The 17,848-nt window shown below is 61.0% G+C and carries 18 protein-coding genes, 1 tRNA gene and 2 pseudogenes; 13 read left to right on the forward strand and 8 right to left on the reverse strand.

The genetic code is table 11. The features are described from left to right. Window positions 1-50: 50 nt before the first annotated feature. Entirely contained in the window at window positions 51-1,472 is a 1,422-nt protein-coding gene (locus tag CO676_RS10005) for a PLP-dependent aminotransferase family protein (protein ID WP_014764726.1), read from the reverse strand. Between CO676_RS10005 and CO676_RS35175 the strand changes: the two genes are divergently transcribed. After that, on the forward strand, window positions 1,471-1,788 hold the full coding sequence (locus CO676_RS35175) for a DUF1127 domain-containing protein (RefSeq protein ID WP_041414440.1): 318 nt from the start codon (window positions 1,471-1,473) through the stop codon (window positions 1,786-1,788). The genes CO676_RS10005 and CO676_RS35175 overlap by 2 nt on opposite strands. Window positions 1,789-1,839: 51 nt before the next feature. Here the strand turns inward: CO676_RS35175 and CO676_RS10015 are convergent, their stop codons facing one another. From CO676_RS10015 to purC, 4 genes are all read right to left on the reverse strand, one after another. Continuing rightward, entirely contained in the window at window positions 1,840-2,247 is a 408-nt protein-coding gene (locus tag CO676_RS10015; protein ID WP_014764725.1) for a hypothetical protein, read from the reverse strand. 53 nt (window positions 2,248-2,300) lie between these two features. Continuing rightward, window positions 2,301-2,972 carry a phosphoribosylformylglycinamidine synthase subunit PurQ gene (gene purQ / locus CO676_RS10020; RefSeq protein ID WP_014764724.1) on the reverse strand — a complete coding sequence of 224 codons (672 nt, stop codon included), beginning with the start codon at window positions 2,970-2,972 and terminating at the stop codon, window positions 2,301-2,303. Window positions 2,973-3,098: 126 nt separating this feature from the next. Continuing rightward, window positions 3,099-3,341, reverse strand: a complete 243-nt coding sequence (gene purS / locus CO676_RS10025) for a phosphoribosylformylglycinamidine synthase subunit PurS (RefSeq protein ID WP_012708154.1) — start codon at window positions 3,339-3,341, stop codon at window positions 3,099-3,101. Between the two features lie 33 nt (window positions 3,342-3,374). Beyond that, entirely contained in the window at window positions 3,375-4,139 is a 765-nt protein-coding gene (gene purC, locus CO676_RS10030) for a phosphoribosylaminoimidazolesuccinocarboxamide synthase (RefSeq protein WP_012708153.1), read from the reverse strand. Between the two features lie 224 nt (window positions 4,140-4,363). On the opposite strand from purC, the gene CO676_RS10035 reads away from it, so the two are divergent. Together CO676_RS10035 and CO676_RS10040 are read left to right on the forward strand one after the other, a co-directional pair. Beyond that, window positions 4,364-4,678 carry a DUF1476 domain-containing protein gene (locus tag CO676_RS10035; protein ID WP_014764722.1) on the forward strand — a complete coding sequence of 105 codons (315 nt, stop codon included), beginning with the start codon at window positions 4,364-4,366 and terminating at the stop codon, window positions 4,676-4,678. Then, a complete protein-coding gene (locus tag CO676_RS10040) occupies window positions 4,587-5,027 on the forward strand; it encodes an HNH endonuclease (protein WP_080605642.1) in 441 nt (146 codons plus the stop codon). The genes CO676_RS10035 and CO676_RS10040 overlap by 92 nt, the downstream gene beginning before the upstream one ends. On the opposite strand, the gene CO676_RS10045 is transcribed toward CO676_RS10040, so the two are convergent. Continuing rightward, complete coding sequence (locus tag CO676_RS10045; RefSeq protein ID WP_041414439.1) at window positions 4,948-5,190, reverse strand: membrane protein; 243 nt, start codon at window positions 5,188-5,190, stop codon at window positions 4,948-4,950. The genes CO676_RS10040 and CO676_RS10045 overlap by 80 nt on opposite strands. A 173-nt stretch (window positions 5,191-5,363) precedes the next feature. Between CO676_RS10045 and CO676_RS35985 the strand changes: the two genes are divergently transcribed. Further along, window positions 5,364-5,663: a hypothetical protein gene (locus CO676_RS35985; RefSeq protein WP_080605820.1), complete on the forward strand. Its 300-nt coding sequence runs from the start codon at window positions 5,364-5,366 to the stop codon at window positions 5,661-5,663. 1,081 nt (window positions 5,664-6,744) lie between these two features. On the opposite strand, the gene CO676_RS10060 is transcribed toward CO676_RS35985, so the two are convergent. After that, a tRNA-Ser gene (locus CO676_RS10060) sits at window positions 6,745-6,834 on the reverse strand. Between the two features lie 288 nt (window positions 6,835-7,122). Between CO676_RS10060 and CO676_RS10065 the strand changes: the two genes are divergently transcribed. The 4 genes from CO676_RS10065 to CO676_RS10080 all read left to right on the forward strand — a co-directional run bounded on the left by CO676_RS10065 (window position 7,123) and on the right by CO676_RS10080 (window position 11,164). Then, complete coding sequence (locus tag CO676_RS10065) at window positions 7,123-8,154, forward strand: septal ring lytic transglycosylase RlpA family protein (RefSeq protein ID WP_041415450.1); 1,032 nt, start codon at window positions 7,123-7,125, stop codon at window positions 8,152-8,154. A 66-nt stretch (window positions 8,155-8,220) separates the two neighbouring features. After that, the gene (locus CO676_RS10070) at window positions 8,221-9,375 is read left to right on the forward strand and encodes a D-alanyl-D-alanine carboxypeptidase family protein (RefSeq protein ID WP_014764720.1); all 1,155 of its coding nucleotides are present in this window, start codon (window positions 8,221-8,223) and stop codon (window positions 9,373-9,375) included. A 56-nt stretch (window positions 9,376-9,431) separates the two neighbouring features. Beyond that, a complete protein-coding gene (gene tmk / locus CO676_RS10075; protein ID WP_097520833.1) occupies window positions 9,432-10,136 on the forward strand; it encodes a dTMP kinase in 705 nt (234 codons plus the stop codon). Continuing rightward, entirely contained in the window at window positions 10,133-11,164 is a 1,032-nt protein-coding gene (locus CO676_RS10080) for a DNA polymerase III subunit delta' (RefSeq protein WP_014764718.1), read from the forward strand. The genes tmk and CO676_RS10080 overlap by 4 nt, the downstream gene beginning before the upstream one ends. Here the strand turns inward: CO676_RS10080 and CO676_RS10085 are convergent. Next, complete coding sequence (locus tag CO676_RS10085) at window positions 11,159-11,464, reverse strand: MazG nucleotide pyrophosphohydrolase domain-containing protein (RefSeq protein WP_014764717.1); 306 nt, start codon at window positions 11,462-11,464, stop codon at window positions 11,159-11,161. The genes CO676_RS10080 and CO676_RS10085 overlap by 6 nt on opposite strands. A gap of 177 nt (window positions 11,465-11,641) precedes the next feature. Between CO676_RS10085 and metG the strand changes: the two genes are divergently transcribed. The 5 genes and pseudogenes from metG to CO676_RS10110 all read left to right on the forward strand — a co-directional run bounded on the left by metG (window position 11,642) and on the right by CO676_RS10110 (window position 17,786). Next, complete coding sequence (gene metG / locus CO676_RS10090) at window positions 11,642-13,192, forward strand: methionine--tRNA ligase (protein ID WP_097520664.1); 1,551 nt, start codon at window positions 11,642-11,644, stop codon at window positions 13,190-13,192. 14 nt (window positions 13,193-13,206) lie between these two features. After that, window positions 13,207-13,986, forward strand: coding sequence for a TatD family hydrolase (locus CO676_RS10095; protein ID WP_097520666.1), 780 nt, complete (start codon window positions 13,207-13,209; stop codon window positions 13,984-13,986). A 1-nt stretch (window position 13,987) separates the two neighbouring features. Then, a complete protein-coding gene (locus CO676_RS10100; RefSeq protein WP_097520668.1) occupies window positions 13,988-14,824 on the forward strand; it encodes an MBL fold metallo-hydrolase in 837 nt (278 codons plus the stop codon). 249 nt (window positions 14,825-15,073) lie between these two features. Beyond that, window positions 15,074-16,500 (forward strand): annotated as a pseudogene (locus CO676_RS10105) (ISNCY family transposase). A 285-nt stretch (window positions 16,501-16,785) separates the two neighbouring features. Then, window positions 16,786-17,786: pseudogene (locus CO676_RS10110) on the forward strand (IS30 family transposase). Window positions 17,787-17,848 lie beyond the last annotated feature (62 nt).

The following is a 17,848-nucleotide window of genomic DNA, read 5'->3' on the forward strand; positions in this document are numbered from 1 at the left end:
CGAAGAACTATAGACCGTCGTCGCTTGCGCGAAACCTGTCTTCCAGGGATTCAATCGAAGCTGTCGTAGCCGGTCCGGCCGCTGTCGAGCAGGCGTCTTAGGATGTGGAATCCCGCTTCCACGTCGGCGCGCTTGGCCGGCGAGGAGAAGCCGATACGGATGCGGTGGAAGACGCGATCGGCCCGGCCAGCCTTGAATTCGTCCTCGTCATCGATCAGCACGCCTTCCTGGAGTGCCGCCTGCTTGAAGGTTCCCGACAGCCACGGCTCCGGCAGCTTCAGCCAGAGGAAGGGCACCTTGGGATGGGAGTTGAACTCGAAGCCGGCGAAGATTTCCCGCGCCATGGCGACGCGCTCGCCGATTTCCTCGACGCCGCGACCGCGCAATGAAGATGCGGCCCCCGAAAGGACCAGCCGCGCGCAAAGCTCGGCAAGGAGGAAGGGGAGGCCGCCGCTGATCATCTTGTGGGCGATGCGGATGCGCTGGCTGAAATGCGGCGGACAGGCCACCCAGCCGCCGCGCACACCGGCGGCGACGGACTTCGACAGGCCGCCGACGAGGAAGGTCCGCTCTGGCGCGAGTTCGGCAAGCAGCGGAATGGGGTCACCGGTCATCGAACCGTAGAGATTGTCCTCGACCAGCCAGACGCCGTATTTCCTGGCGATCTCAGCGACCGCCTGGCGCCGCTCGAACGGCATGATTGCTACCGTTGGGTTCTGCGCACTGGGCATCAGGAATGCGAGCTTCGGATGCTGCTGGGCACAGACGCGCTCGAAATCCTCCGGTATCAAGCCGAACTCGTCGCTTGCCATCAACGTGATTCGGCGCCCGATCAGCCCGGCGCTGCGGCTCACCTGCGAATAGGTGAGGGTCTCGAAGGCGATGCGGTCGCCTGGCGAGGTGACGGCAGAAATAACTGCGATGACCGCGGCGTGCGCGCCGAGCGTCGGCACGATGCATTCCGGTGCGGGCCGGAAACGACCGCTCGCCAGCCACTGCGCGCCCGCTTCGAACCAATGATCCGGAAAATTCCGGGCATAGCTTGCGATGTCCGCGTGGTGCTCCCGGCTAATGTCGCCGAGCAATCTCGCCAGTATGTCACCCTGACCGATGTCCGGCGCCGCCGTACTGTCGAAGCGCAGCTTGCCGGGCGGTGCGACGATCGGCCGGGTACCGGCAAGCGAGGTGGTGAGCGGATCGGCCTGTTCGGGCGGTCTGCTCTCCGGATGATCGAGCACATAGGTGCCGCGGCCGACCTCACCACTGACGAGACCGCGCTCCCGCACGATATTGTATGCCCGGCCAATCGTGCCGATCGTCACCCCGATATCGAAGGCGAGGTTGCGTTGCGGCGGCAGCTTGGTGCCGACGGGCAGCGCCCCATTGCCGATCGCCTGCTCGATCTGGTCGGCGATCCGCGCGTAAAGCGGGCCGTGTCCCTGCTGTATGTCGGGAAGCCAAGTAGTTGTCATGGTGACAATTATCTATATTGCCACGATTGCCCTGTCAATTATTACAACAAGACAAGACTTAAACGGCACACAGGTCAATGCAATGAGTACAATTGATACAATCCGATTGTCACCGCAAAGGACCAAGAACTCCGCGTTTCGGGCTTCGCCTGGTGACGAGAATATTCTGGCTCGGCTCTGGCGTGCCTATTGCACTTTAGCCGCCAAGAGGCGCAGCCGTCTGGAGCTTGGCGATTTGAGCGTCGACCAGCTCAAGGATATCGGCGTCACCGAGGCGGAGGCCCGGCGAGAGGCCGCCATTCCGTTCTGGCGTTAGCCACCCGGCACACAGCGAAGGCTAGGCGGGGACGCGGGAGATTTGTCTAAGTTAACCACAGCCTTGGCCGCCGGCGGCCCAGCGCCGGACGTCCGACGCAATCCGTGTGCCCACCGGCTCGCTGAGAAGCGGGCCGAAAGCCTGCAGGCGGGCAGGGTGCCCTTCGGCCTCGATGACGGCGAGGGGGCGCGACTCGGGCGACTTGCGTGGCACGATCAGGATGCGCGGGCGGCCCGAGAAGGAGTTGAGTTCCGGCGCAAGACGATAGGCCTTGAAGGCCGCGTCGCCCGACTTGAACCAGCAGCCATTGGCGCCAAGCGCGATGCGCTCCATCGTCGGCAAAGCGGCGGAACTCGCGGGCGGGGAGGCCGGGGGATTGGATTGACAGCCGGCGACGAGCAGGAGGCTTGCGGCAGCGCAGCCAAGAGCGTTGAAATGTCTGCGGTTCATGGATGGCATAGGCGGCCTCGGACACGGGGGACGATCGATGCCGCCATCTAGCAGCGATAAGGTTAAGCAGCGATTACATCGAGCGCCGAGGCGAAGATGCCGCGACCGTCCGAGCCGCCATGGGCGACCTCGATGAGGTTTTCCGGATGCGGCATCATGCCAAGAACATTGCCCCTGTCGTTCATCACGCCGGCAATGTCGTTGATCGAGCCGTTCGGATTGGTGTCCTCGGTATAGCGGAAGACGACCTGGCCATTGCCCTCGACCGCCTTCAACGTTTCGGCGTCGGCGAAATAGTTGCCGTCGTGGTGCGCGACAGGGCTGCGGATCACCTGGCCCTCGGCATAGGCACGCGTGAAATCCGTATCGGCATTGACGACTTCGAGCTTCACCTCGCGGCAGACGAATTTCAGCGAGGCATTGCGCATCAGTGCGCCGGGCAGCAGACCCGCTTCGACGAGGATCTGGAAACCGTTGCAGACGCCGAGGACGCGCACGCCTTGCTCGGCCTTGGATTTGATTGCCTGCATCACCGGCATGCGTGCGGCAATCGCACCGCAGCGCAGGTAGTCACCGTAGGAAAAGCCGCCGGGAATGACGATCAGGTCGACATCCGGAATTTCCGTCTCGGTCTGCCATACGGTCACCGGAGCCTTGCCGGAGATCTTCGTGAGCGCCGCGATCATGTCGCGATCACGGTTGAGGCCTGGAAGCTGAACGACGGCTGACTTCATGGGCGTAGATACCTTGCCTTGGCCCCGCGGCCTCTGCGGCGTGAGGCGATTTTCAGTGCATTGCAGACGCCGGAGGACCGTACGGATGACTGTCCGTGCGAGGCCGCCGGCGCAAAATGCCCGCCCTCAGGCGAGGGAGATGCTGTAGTTTTCAATCACGGTGTTGGCGAGCAGCTTTTCGCACATGGCCTTGAGCTCTGCTTCGGCCTTGGCCTTGTCCGCTGTCTCGAGCTGCAGGTCGAACACCTTGCCCTGGCGGACCTGGCCGATGCCGTCGAAGCCAAGCGCCCCCAGCGCCCCCTCGATGGCCTTGCCCTGCGGATCCAAAACACCATTCTTCAGCGTCACGGTTACGCGTGCCTTGATCACTTGCTATCTCCGAAAATTACTTGACCAGCATCACTATTTGACGAGCACTGGGCCGGAACCGCGCGGCGGCTCGTTCTCGTTGATGATGCCGAGACGGCGGGCCACTTCCTGATAGGCCTCGACCAGCCCGCCCATGTCTCGGCGGAACCGATCCTTGTCCATCTTTTCCTTGGTTTCGACGTCCCACAGGCGGCAGCTGTCGGGCGAAATCTCATCGGCCAGGATGATGCGCATCATGTCGCCTTCGTAGAGGCGGCCGCACTCGATCTTAAAGTCGACGAGCTGGATGCCGACGCCGAGGAAAAGGCCGGAAAGGAAGTCGTTGATGCGGATGGCGAGCGCCATGATATCGTCGAGTTCCTGCGGGCTTGCCCAGCCGAAGGCGGTGATGTGCTCTTCCGACACCATCGGGTCGTCGAGCGCATCGGCCTTATAATAGAACTCGATGATCGAGCGCGGCAGCACCGTGCCTTCCTCGATGCCGAGACGCTTTGCGAGCGAGCCGGCGGCAACGTTGCGCACGACGATCTCGAGCGGAATGATCTCCACTTCCTTGATCAGTTGCTCGCGCATGTTGAGTCGGCGAATGAAGTGAGTCGGAATGCCGATCTTGTTCAGATGGGTGAAGATGTACTCGGAAATCCGGTTGTTGAGCACGCCCTTGCCGTCGATGACGTCATGTTTCTTCTTGTTGAAGGCGGTCGCATCATCCTTGAAGAACTGGATCAGCGTGCCCGGTTCCGGGCCCTCATAAAGGATCTTGGCCTTGCCCTCGTAGATACGGCGGCGACGATTCATGGACTTGTCTCTGTGGTTGTTGGCGCTCTTGGGTCGCGCATTTGGAATTTTCTCAGCGGGTCCATATCTGAAAAGAACGCATTTCACAATCGGCGTATCTTTCAGTCCCCCGAATTAGATTAGGGTATCATGAAAGTCACCAAAGACGAAAAAGCACGTAGCTCTTTCACCCGCGCACTGGATTGTGCGAGAATGCTCGCTAGGAACTTCAGGGAGACCGATTGATGACGACGATGCAGGATCGCGAGAAGGCCTTCGAGGCGAAGTTTGCGCTGGACGAAGAGTTGAGGTTCAAGGCCTTGGCACGGCGCAACAGGCAGCTCGGCCTTTGGGCCGCAGGTCTCCTGAATAAGTCGGACCCGGAAGCCTATGCCCGGGACGTCATTGCCGCCGATTTCGAGGAAGCGGGCCACGAAGATGTCGTGCGCAAGATCAAGGCTGACTTCGATGCGGCCGGAGTGCCTCAGTCGGAAGGCGAGATCCGCGTTCGTATGCTGGAATTTCTGGCGCAGGCGATCGAGCAAGTCCAGAACAGCTAGGCTCCTGCCACTCGACGCTGAGACGATCGAGCACCTCGAGCGGCGCGCTGAGGGAGGAAGCAAGCGCCGCGACAACGTTGCGCTCGCGTGCCTCCGCTGCAACAGAGAACGTGGCGCGATGGATTGGTTGACATACACGACCTGGCGGCGAGGTGAGTTTTTCGAGATTCTCTGGCGATTTCTGAGTTGCCTATGGCCGGCGCGAGCACAACTTGCGCCTACACAAGCAGCGCGCCGGCCCGCCGTACTCTTTTTGTCTCGCGCGGCGTCTATCGCCAGTAACTCCGCCCGTTGTCGACTGACGATCGGCCCAAAACATAACCGATCGCGAAGGCGAGGCCGACTGTGAGCGCCAAGCCAGTTGCGGTGTATGGGTGATCCGCGGCCCCGACCACCACAGCGTTTGCTTCGCGGCTCACTGCGTCGGTGGCTGTCTTCGCTACCTTTCGGACACCAGTGGGCGGTTCGGTCGGCGTCCCGGTGAAGCCGGCGCTCAGTTCGTCGTTGGCCATGTTGTTTCTCCTGTTGAGAAAGGAGGAACCGACAACGGGCGGGGAGGTTCCGGATATCAGCACACCGACCCCGCACGCCGCATTGCTCGCAGCAGGTCAACCTCAAGAGCAGCCGTTCATCCGCAGTTCAGCCTCCCTGGCGCACTCTGATAGCCACCGAGGAGGATACCATGATGAGTAAGCTCTTATCGGCCCTCACAGCCACAATTCTGGCCGCGTCTTTTGCCTTGCCGCTAAGCGCCGCACCCATTTTCGTGCCGAAACCCGCGCAAGTGCAGGCTGACGCCGTCGAGCAAGTCAATCACCGACGTCACCGCCATTGGCGCGCGGAACGTCACTGGAATAGACGTTACGCGCGCCGTTCTTGCCGATATTACGGTCACTGCTACCCTCGCCATTACGGGTACTCCAACTACCGCCACTATCACCGCTACCACCGGCGATCGGGCGTCACCATCTACTTTAACTTCTAGCGGCTGTACGCGCTGGCGCTTGCCGTGTCCGTATTCGGGCGATTTTTATCGGTCTGCTAAATTGAAGTGCAACACTCCTTTGAGACAGACAGATTGGTTGGTCGGCCGCGACGCAGCGAATATGCTGGCCGACGACGCGGCGGGCTGCTTTGTACCGGTTTGGGCACCGCAACAGCGAACATGTTGCTAGGCTTAGAGCCGCAATCGAAGCCTTGATAGCCGCCGGAGATCTCGTCTTGGTTCCGTGGATCTTGCGCAAACATCTCTTCGCTCACGGCCCAGCAAAACACTCTCCTGCGAGAGGAAACGAGGTGTTCGATCGGCAGGAAACCCAAGCCTTGCTCTCCCGCGAGCTACCTCGGTATCGAGATGCGGTGCTGGACGGCACGGCGGTCAGGCGGTTGCCAAACGTGGAAGCGATTTGCGTGATTTCAAACACGGATCGCTGAGACGGCGAATTGCGCACCGCGCTCACGGCGCAGCTCGACTTTCTGGAGGCACTCTCAACGTTGGCAGCTTTGTTTATGCCGCCAGGCTACAGAGCAAAGCGAACCTCGCTCGATGAACTCTTTGATGCTTGTATTGTGCACACAACGATCCGACGTCTGGCAGGTGCAAGGCCTGAGGACCCTTGGGTCGCCACGAGGCTCCAACGCCTTGAGGCTACTCTTGAGGACAACGAGGGTGACTTTGATGAAGTTTAGTAAGCACGGAGCATTCTGTTATCGTTGCTCGCCGATACCCTATCCCGCAGCGCCTCAAGCTTGCGCACGGTTTCGTAAGAGGTCGCGCGGAGTTGCCCTGCTCAATCCTATAAATATCCCTCGATATCCCCGCCTCGCGCGCTATCGCCGCCGGTCCTAAACCGTGCCGGCGGATTTCGCCGATCATCCCGGCTATCTGCTCGGCTGTCGGCGGTTCGCGGGTCATGGCCGTGGGCTCATGTTGCCGAGCTTGCCGTTGAGCGCTGGCCCGGCAATCGGTTGGCGGCTCGCTGTGATCCTTCCCCTTCATGGCGGGGGCGATAATGCGCCTTGTACTCGATTTGAGAAATGGGGCAGGGGAGGCAAAAATGAGGAAATGGCGGAGGAGGTGGGATTCGAACCCACGGTACGCTTTCACGCACGCCGGTTTTCAAGACCGGTGCCTTAAACCGCTCGGCCACTCCTCCGGGCAGCGCGTTATTGCCCGAAGCAGGAAGCCTTTGCAAGATTTAGGATGCGCGGCGGCATGATTTTATTGGACTGCGCAGGGGTGGCATTGGCCGGCGTGCCGCTTCGGCGCTTTACTCTTTATAAACCATAACGCGAGATTTGCATCGCGTCTTCGCCATCAATTCGCAATTTCGCCTTGTTGTTGTCATGATTACTCGATTGTTCTTTTTTGGAACATCGAAATGTCCGCGGGGGCTAGGGCGGATTGTTTCGAGTGCGGCTTTGCGAATGATCTTGTGGGACAGATGACTTCCGATAGAAAAGCGGCATACCTTGCGGGGGGAATACGGCTCGCAGCCGTTCCATTACTGTGCGCGGCACTTGCCGCTTGCGGATCGGCATCCAGTGTCAAGACGACTAAGTCGCGAAGCACGGAGTACTTCGCCGAATCCGTCTATGGGGTCAAAGCCAGCCCCCGGGTCGCCACCGGCCGCAACATCCCCAAGGGCGGCGGCCGCTATCAGGTGGGCAAAGCCTATCAGGTCAAGGGCAGATGGTATCAGCCGAAAGAGGATTTCGGCTATAACAAGACCGGTGTCGCGTCCTGGTACGGGTCGGCCTTTCACGGTCGCATGACCGCTAACGGCGAAGTCTACGACAAGTATCACCTCTCGGCCGCGCACCCGACTTTCCCGCTGCCGAGCTATGCCCGCGTCACCAATATGGAGAACGGCACTTCGGTTATCGTGCGTGTCAATGATCGCGGTCCCTATGAATACGGCCGGATCATCGATGTATCGTCGAAGACGGCGGACATGCTCGACATCAAGCGCAAGGGAAGTGCCAAGGTCCGCGTTCAATATGTCGGCCGGGCACCTCTCGAGGGCAACGACATGCCTTATCTTATGGCGTCCTATGTCACCAAAGGCGATCGCAGCCCGGGTGTGAGGCCGGAAGGACAGATCGCGACGGGTGTCATGGTCGCATCGAACGAGCCGTTGCGCAATCAGGTGCAAGACCTCGGCACCGTCACTGTCCCAGCCAAATCGCGGCTCGACACGGGAGTCCCGGTGAATGCCCTTGCCGCGCCGGCGCAAGGCTTTCCGACGCCGCGTTCGATGACCGAGTTCGTGCTGCTGCCGGAGATCGGGCCGATCCCGACCGAGAGACCGGAATTGATCCCGCTGCCGGACGGCACCTTGGCCTATGCTGCGGCCTATGTCGAAGTGCGGGTCAGCGACAAGGCCTCGCCGTTCGAAGCGATCATGGTCGACCCCAATCCGCTGACGCCCGAGTCGATCCTTGCCTATGCAAAGCGGCAGCAAGGCGCCATTTGATCCTGTTGACGCCGGTTGAACGGGGGTGTCTGCGCTGCTATGCCCGTGTAGAAACCGGAGTTTCTCATGCGCATGAAGTGGTTCGCGATCGTGGGCATCCTGGCCGCGATTGCTCAGGGGGAGGCGGCGGCGCAAACGCCGGCCTTCGATACGAAGGCGAAGCAGATCTATCTCATCGACGCGGAAACCGGGACCGTGCTCTTTGCCCGCGGCGAAGATGAGCCCGTACCGCCCGCCTCGCTTGCCAAGCTGATGGCCATGGAGGTGGTCTTCGAGGCTCTGGACAAAGGGGAACTGACGCCCGAGACGGTTTTCCCGGTCTCCGAACATGCCTGGCGCACGGGCGGCGCGCCCTCCGGCACGTCCACAATGTTTGCTGCTATCAAATCCCAGATCCGCGTTGCGGACCTCGTTCAAGGTGCAATCGTTCACTTGGCGAATGACGCCTGCATCATCCTCGCCGAGGGCCTGGCCGGCAGCGAGGCTGCCTTCGCCGAGCGGATGACGGCACGTGCGCGCGAACTTGGTATGCCGGTTGCGACCTTCAAGAACGCAACCGGCCTCCCGGATCCGGGAAACAGGATCACGATGCGCGAACTCGTGGCGCTATCGCGCCATCTGCGCGAGGCGCATACGGATTTCTATCGCCTCTACGCGCAGCCGGAATTCGAATGGAACAAGATCCTGCAGCGCAACAAGAACCCGTTGATTGCCGCCAATGTCGGTGTCGACGGGCTGGCGACGGGGTTTGCGGAGGGCTTCGGCTTCTCGCTTGCCGCATCGATGCAGCGCGGCGACCGCCGGGTCTATCTGGCGATGGGCGGCCTCGAAACCGACAAGGAGCGGACGGAAGAAAGTCGCCGGGTACTCGACTGGGCGATGACGAACTTCGAGAAAAGGCGCATTTTCTCCAATGGCGAAACGATCGGCGAAGCGAGCGTCTATGGCGGCGCAGCGTCTCGTGTCTCGCTGGTTGCCGCCGGCCCGGTCGATTTGCTGCTTCCGGTCAACAATCCGGAACGGCTGACGGCGAGGATCGTCTATAAATGGCCACTGGCAGCGCCGGTGGCGGCCGGTCAGCAAGTGGGCGTCGTCAAACTCTGGAACGGCGACAAGCTGCTGAGGGAAGTTCCGGTCAAAACGGCCGAGGCGGTAGAACCCGGCACGCTCACTAGCCGTGCGCTCGATGCGCTTCAGGAACTCCTGTTCTTCTGGCTGTGACAAATGCGGCGCTTGGCGGTTCCTTCCGTCAGATCAATCGGCTAAACAGAACCGATATGCACGCCGATCTGGAAGAACTTGTGTCGCCAACAAAGGGTTTGTTCGTAACATTCGAGGGTGGAGAAGGGGCGGGAAAGTCGACCCAGATGCGCCTTCTTGCCGATTCGCTCAGTGCCCGAGGCTATGACGTGCTGACCACCCGGGAGCCCGGTGGCTCCATCGGCGCGGAGGCGGTTCGACACGTCCTGCTGTCAGGCGCGGCGGAGCCCTTCGGCATTCGCATGGAAGCGATTCTCTTCGCGGCGGCGCGCAGCGATCATGTCGAGCAAGTCATCCGGCCCGCCTTGCAGCAGGGAAGGATCGTCCTTTGCGATCGCTTCATGGATTCCTCCCGCGTCTACCAGGGGGTCACCGGCAATCTCGAGCCGGGCTTCGTCGAAACGCTCGAGCGCGTCGCCGTCAACGGCGTCACTCCCGATCGGACGATCATCTTCGACCTGCCGGCAGAGGTCGGGCTCGAACGCGCCCGGCGCCGTTCCGCCAATGAGGGGCCTGACCGGTTCGAGAAGGAGCAGCTGGAGACGCACGAGAAACGCCGGGAGGCCTTCCTGGATATTGCCGAGGCCGATCCGGAACGGTGCCGTGTCGTCGACGCGACGCGTCCGCCGGAAGTGATCGCCGCAGAAGTGCTGAGGCACGTGGAAGCGCTGCTGCCGGGCGATGGCGAACCGCAACCGTCCAGGGTGGAAGCGGCGTCATGACGATGGAACGTCCCGGCGTGCTCGAAGGGGCAGTCGCTCCCGTCGAAAACAGCAAGCTTTTCGGCCATCGGGATGCCGAAGCCTTTCTGGCGCAGAGCTACAGGTCCGGCAAGGGTCACCATGCGATCCTCATCGAGGGTCCGGAAGGCATTGGAAAGGCGACGCTCGCCTTCCGATTCGCCAACCATGTGCTCAGCCATCCGGAGCCTGCGCAGGCGCCGGAGCACCTCGCAGACCCCGTTCCGACTTCGATCGTCACGCGCCAGCTTGCCTCCGGCGCGTCGCACAACCTGTTGCATCTGACGCGCCCCGTCGATGAGAAGACGGGCAGGGCGAAAGGGGCAATTACTGTGGACGAGGTCCGGCGCGCCGGAAAGTTCTTCGGGCAGACATCGGGAACGGGGAACTGGCGCATCGTCATCATCGACCCTGCCGACGACCTCAACCGCAATGCGGCCAACGCCATTCTGAAGATTCTCGAGGAACCGCCGCGCCGCTCGCTCTTCCTGGTGCTGACGCACGCGCCGGGCAAGCTGCTGCCGACGATCCGTTCGCGTTGTCTGCCGCTGCGGCTGAAGCCGCTCGAGGCCGACTCCATGCGCCTGGCGCTCACCCATCTGGGATTCGAAATGACGGGTCCGAACGCCGATGCGATCGTTGCCGCGGCGAGCGGCAGCGTTTCGGAGGCGCTGAAGCTGATCAACTATGGCGGCGTCGATATCGCCGCCGCCTTCGAGGACGTCATTAGAGGGCAGGGGCCAGCTGTCCGCAAGCAGATGCACAAGCTTGCCGATATCCTTTCGGCGAAGGATGGCGAAACGATCTACGACTTCTTCTCGTCGCTCCTCATGGGGCGTGTGATGCGACTGGCGCGCGAGGCGGCGATTGCCGGCGACATCGGCCGCGCCGAGCGCTTTGCAAGGCTCTCCAGCAGTTTTACCGAGCGCCTGAATTTAAGCGACGCGTACAATCTCGATCGCAAGCAGACGATCCTGTCACTGCTCGATGATCTGAAGGACGCCTTATAGGGCCGGCCTGAATTTCCACTTCCGCTCGATCGCCGCGGCAAGGTCGATACCGTTGTTGTGCGCAAAGAGCAGGACGTGGCCGAGGAGATCGGCTGTTTCATCCGCAAGCGACCGGCGCAGTTCCTCGATCGGCGCGCCGCGCTTTCGGCCGCGACCGCTCGCTTTGTTCCATGCCTGTGTGAGCTCACCCAGCTCTTCCTGCAGCTTCAGAATGTACCAATCCGGATCGCGAATGATCGCGTGCTCGGCCGCATAGGCGGCCGAAGCCTTCTCGAATTTGTCCTTGAGGTCGCTTAGCACGGCATTTCCCCTTTTTCCGTGTTTCTGTTTTGTTCCTGATGGCCGCAGATGTCAACGTCCGCGGAAGAAAGCGGCACACTTGTCGGTGAGGCTTTTTCTGGCGCGGCGGTTCCCTACCTAAAGGCGATGCGCTAATAGCAGCGGTAGTTTCCGATCCGAGGTAAGTCGAAGTCCGCCATGAGAGACACGTCCCCGTTTTACATCACCACCGCGATTTCCTATCCCAACGGCAAACCGCATATCGGTCATGCCTATGAGTTGATCGCGACGGATGCCATGGCGCGCTATCAGAGGCTGGACGGGCGCGAGGTCTTCTTCCTGACCGGCACGGACGAACACGGCCAGAAGATGCAGCAGACGGCGCGGAAGGAAGGCATCTCGCCGCAGGAGCTCGCTGACCGCAACTCTGCCGAGTTCGAAAAGATGGCCGAGCTGCTTAACGCATCGAATGACGACTTCATCCGCACAACGGAGAAGCGACATCACGAGGCATCGCAGGCGATCTGGATCCGCATGGGCGAGGCGGGCGATCTCTACAAGGATTCCTATGCCGGTTGGTACTCCGTCCGCGACGAGGCCTACTACCAGGAAAATGAGACGGAACTGCGCGGCGACGGCGTGCGCTACGGGCCTCAGGGAACGCCGGTCGAGTGGGTGGAGGAGGAAAGCTACTTCTTCCGCCTGTCGGCCTATCAGGAAAAGCTCCTGAAGCATTACGAGGAGAACCCGGATTTCATCGGCCCGGCCGAGCGGCGAAATGAGGTCATCTCCTTCGTCAAGTCGGGCCTGAAGGATCTGTCGGTCTCGCGCACGACGTTCGATTGGGGCATCCGTGTCCCGAACGATCCTTCCCATGTCATGTATGTCTGGGTGGATGCGCTGACGAACTATGTCACCGCGACGGGCTATCTGACCGATCCATCAGGGCCGCGAGCAAAGTTCTGGCCGGCAAATATCCACGTCATCGGCAAGGACATCATTCGCTTTCATGCCGTCTATTGGCCGGCCTTCCTGATGTCGGCCGGACTGCCGCTGCCGAAGCGCGTCTTCGCGCACGGCTTTCTGCTCAACAAGGGCGAGAAGATGTCGAAGTCGCTCGGCAACGTGGTCGATCCGTTCAACCTCGTCGAGCATTTCGGCCTCGATCAGATCCGCTATTTCTTCCTGCGGGAAGTCTCCTTCGGCCAGGACGGCAGCTACAGCGAGGAGGGGATCGCGACCCGAATCAACTCCGACCTCGCCAACGGGATCGGCAATCTGGCCAGCCGCTCGCTATCGATGATCGTCAAGAACTGCGACGGCCAGATCCCGGCGTGCGGAGCGCTGACGGAAGAGGATAGCGCAATGCTCGCTGCCGCTGACTCGCTACTCCAGGCGACGCGCGAGGAAATGGACAAGCAGCTCATCCACCGCGCGCTTGCCGCGATCATCGCCGTCGTTTCCGAGACGGATCGCTATTTCGCGGGCCAGGAGCCCTGGGCGCTGAAGAAGACCGATCCGGAGCGTATGGCGACCGTGCTGTACGCAACGGCGGAGGTCGTGCGTCAGATCGCGATCCTTCTGCAACCCTTCATGCCGGACTCGGCCGGTAAGCTCTTGGATCTGCTGGCAGTTCCTGCGGAAAAGCGCAGTTTCGCCGAGCTCGGCGAGTCCGGCCGTCTGGTGCCCGGAACGCCGCTCGAGGCGCCGAAGCCGGTCTTCCCGCGTTACGTCGCGCCGGAAGCGTAAGCGAGAGCGAACCCATGCTGATCGACACGCATTGCCATCTGGATTTTCCGGACTTCGACGCTGAGCGCGACGCGATCATCGAGCGCGCCCGGCAGGCAGGCGTGACCCAGATGGTGACAATCTCGACCCGTGTGAAACGGTTCGAGACGATTTTGGCGATCGCCGAGGAATATGAGAACGTCTTCTGCTCGGTCGGCACGCATCCGCACAACGCCGACGAAGAACTGGACGTCACGACGAAGGATCTCGTCCGCCTGTCGGCGCATCCGAAGGTCGTTGCGATCGGTGAAGCGGGGCTCGATTATTTCTATGACAACGCGCCGCGCGATGCCCAGGCGGAAGGCTTGCGACGCCACATAACGGCGGCTCGTGAAACCGGCTTGCCGCTCGTCATTCACAGCCGGTCGGCGGACGACGACATGGCCGCGATCCTGACGGAGGAAGCCGGGAAGGGCGCCTTTCCTTTCCTTCTCCATTGCTTTTCGTCTGGAGCCGAACTGGCGCGTATCGGCGTCGAACTCGGCGGCTACGTCTCCTTTTCCGGAATTCTCACCTTTCCGAAGTCGCAGGAACTGAGGGACATCGCCAAAACGGTTCCACGCGATCGGCTGCTTGTCGAGACGGATGCGCCCTATCTGGCGCCGAAGCCTTTCCGCGGCAAGCGCAACGAGCCGGGCTATGTTGCGCATACGGCCGAAGTGCTCGCCGAAACGATCGGCGTCTCGAAGGAGGAGATCGCGGAGATCACCACGGAAAACGCCCTTCGGATCTTCGCTAAGATGCCGAGGCTTTGACATGGCGTTCCGGCGCGTCTTTACGATCCTGGGTTGCGGCTCGTCGCCCGGGGTGCCGCGCATCACCGGCGATTGGGGCGCCTGCGATCCGTCAAACCCGCGGAATCGTCGCTCGAGGGCCGCTCTGCTCGTGGAGCAAATCGCACCGGAGGGCGGCAAGACGACCGTGGTCGTCGATACGGGGCCGGATTTCCGTACCCAGATGGTGGCGGCCAATGTCCGCCACATCGATGCCGTGCTTTATACCCACGCCCACGCGGACCATCTGCACGGGATCGACGACCTGCGCGGCTTCGTTATCGAGAATCGCAAGCGTGTGCCGATCTGGGCAGACGCCTTTACCATGGGGCGGATTCGCGACGGATTTCGGTACTGTCTGGAATCGCCGCCTGGAAGCGGCTATCCGCCGATCGTCGAGCCGCACGTCATGCCGGAAGATCTTCCACCGTTTACCGTTCAAGGCGCCGGCGGGCCGATTGCATTCCAGCCGTTGTTGCAGTTCCACGGCAATATCCATTCGCTCGGCTTCCGCATCGGCAATTTTGCCTATTGCAGCGACGTCAGCGACTTTCCGGCCGAAACCGTCGACAAGCTCAGTGGGCTCGATCTGCTTGTCCTCGACACGCTGCAGTACAAATTTCATCCAAGTCATCTGTCGCTGGTGCAGTCGCTTGGCTGGATCGAACGGCTGCAGCCGAAGCGCGCGGTGCTGACCCACATGCATGTGCCATTGGATTACGACGTTGTGCTCGACGAGACGCCGGAGCATGTCGAGCCGGCCTACGACATGATGCGGCTGGAGTTCGAGATCGATATGCCATCGACGGAAGAAGCCTAAAGTCCGCTGACAGAATTTGCCTGCAAGATGTTGATTTAGATTGGGACGTGCGGCCTCTAGCCACGTATTGCATGTTCCATAATCTATCTTATGCGACCTTGTTGTGTAGCGGCATTTTAGAGATGCGACATATGAGCCAGTTAGAGATGCGACAGTCGTCGCCTCTTGGGAGGCTGGTCAAACGTCAAGGTTTGGAAGGAAGACTGGCGACGTGAAGCGTGGTTGAGACCATGAGCGTTCGGAGTCGTCATGTCTTGTTTGATCACCATGTCGCAGAAGGAATTGCATTGTCTTGAACTGATCCAGCGGATTCGCGGTGGTAGCCTGAGCGTCGTCCAGGCGGCCGAGTTGCTTCGTCTCAGTCGCAGTCAGGTGCATCGGCTGTTGCAGGCCTATGACCTGGTCGGCGCCGACGGTCTCGTCTCGAAGAAGCGCGGCCGGCCGAGCAACCGGTGCCACAGCGAGGATTTCCGCAACCTGGTGCTCGACCTGGTGCGTGAGCATTACGTGGATTTCGGACCGACGTTGGCCGCCGAGAAGCTGCTCGAACGCCACCGGATTTCCGTCAGCAAGGAGACGCTGCGTCAGTGGATGATGGAAGCCGGCATCTGGGTGTCGCGACGCGAGCGCAAGAAGCGGGTTTTCCAGCCGCGCGGCCGGCGCGATTGTTTCGGCGAACTGGTCCAGATCGATGGCTCGCTTCATTGGTGGTTCGAGAACCGCGGTCCCAAATGCGCCCTGCTCGTCTACATCGACGATGCCACCGGCAAGCTGTTGCACTTACGCTTTGCTGCCTCGGAGAGCACCTTCGACTATCTGCACGCGACGAAGGCCTACCTGCAGCAATGGGGCAAGCCGATCGCCTTCTACAGCGACAAGCATGGCATCTTCCGCACCACCCATGCTTCCAAGAAGGACAGAACCAGTGGCCTGACGCAGTTCGGCCGGGCCCTTTATGAACTCAACATCGACATCATCTGCGCCAATACCCCGCAGGCCAAAGGCCGCGTCGAGCGCGCCAACCAGACGCTGCAGGATCGCCTCGTCAAGGAACTGCGGCTGCGCGGCATCGACACGATCGCGGCGGCCAATGCCTATGCGCCGGCGTTCATGGCCGACTTCAATCGTCGCTTTGGCAAGGCGCCGCGCAATCCGAAGGACATGCATCGGCCGTTTGCCGCGCATGAGAACCTCGATGGCGCCATGTGCCGCAAGGAGATCCGCAAGCTGTCGCAGTCGCTGACGCTGCGCTATGACAAGGTGATGTTCATCCTCGATCCACGGATTTCGCCACGGCGCTGGCCGGCCAGAAGCTCATTGTCTGCGACTATCCCGATGGTCGCCTCGAGATCACCCATGAGGGGACGTCCCTGCCCTACAGAACCTTCGACACGCTGCGCTCGGTGCACCGCTCCGAGGTGGTTGAGAACAAGCGCCTTGATGACATGCTGGCGCTGGTGGCCGAGATGCAGGCCGGACGAGAGCAACAGCGCAGCAAGGGCGGGCCGCGTCGCACCGGCCAGACGGACCATATGTTCGGCATTCGCGACGGCAGTCAGAGCAATGGCTACCAAAAGCGCGGCACGAAGCCTGGCCGCAAGACCGATTTTACCAAGGATCCGGTGGTCATCGCCCGACGCCAGCAAGCCCTTGCGCAGCTGAAAGCGGCGGAGTGATCGGGATGTCCAAGCTAAAGTTTATCTTGCAGCTGGAGCCATCCGCCGCCGACCGGGCTATGCAACCCTGACCAGCTCCACCCGGTCGGCGGCTTGCGTCTTCGTACTTGGTAAATATAGCAACTTGCAAACGCAGTACTAAGGAATAAGATGGTGTCGCATTTCTAAGTTGACTACTTTGTCTCATCTTTAAATAGCTGTGACATGTTGTGTGTAGCGGGGTGCATTCTATTTCCAAGTGCGACATGCCAATAAAAACAATGGCTTGTCCCTTGGAGTTTTTGTATGTCGCAGTGCTATTCGCAGCTCGCCCTTGCCGATCGCCGACGTTTGCATCAGCTCATGGAACGCAAGGTTCCTGTCGGTGAGATCGCCCGGCAACTCGGGCGCCATCGCTCGACGATCTACCGCGAGCTGAAGCGCAACACCTTTCATGATGCTGAGTTTCCCGAATACAGCGGCTATTACAGTGGCATCGCCAACGACCTCTCCAAGGAGCGTCGGCGACGTCTGCGCAAGCTCAGGCGCCACCCGCAGCTGCGTGAGCTGATTATCGATCGACTGAAGGCACTTTGGTCGCCGGAGCAGATCGCCGGCCGCCTGCTTGCCGACGGTGTGAGCGCGGTCCGTGTCTGCACCGAGACGATCTACCGCTTCATCTATTGCAAGGAAGATGATGCGCGGGAGCTTTATCAGCATCTGCCGGAAGGCCGCCGTAAGCGCCGCCCACGCCGCTCCCGCAAGCCCCGCGACGGCTCGATCCCGTTTGATTGCAGGATCAGCCAACGTCCTGATTTTATTGCCGATCGCTCGCAGTTCGGACATTGGGAAGGCGATCTCCTGATCTTCCGGCGCGACCTCGGTGAAGCCAATGTCACCTCGCTGGTCGAGCGCAAAAGCCGCTCCACGGTGATGATCAAGAATGGCAGCCGCCACTCTCGGCCGCTCATCGACAAGATCGTCGATGCCTTCTCACCGCTACCCGCCTTTGCCCGGCAGGGCTTCACCTTCGACCGTGGTACCGAGTTTCGCGGTTTCAGGGCTTTGGAAGATGGGATCGGCGCCAAGAGCTGGTTCTGCGATCCAAATTCACCGTGGCAGAAAGGTGCGGTCGAGAACACCAATAAGCGCATCCGCCGCTTTGTGCCGAGCGATACGGACCTATCCGCTGTCAGCCAGCAGCAGCTTGTCGCCCTTGCCCACCATCTAAATTCGCTGCCCAGGAAGTGCCTGGCTATCGGACACCAGCCGAGGTGTTCATGGCGCATTTGCGCGAATGCGCGTAGTGCCCTACCCTTCACACGTCAATGTTGCACTTGGATTAGATTCCCCACGGCCCTTCGTTTCG

It is taken from the genome of Sinorhizobium sp. BJ1 (genome assembly GCF_002531555.1).
Classification (GTDB): Bacteria; Pseudomonadota; Alphaproteobacteria; order Rhizobiales; family Rhizobiaceae; genus Sinorhizobium; species Sinorhizobium fredii_B.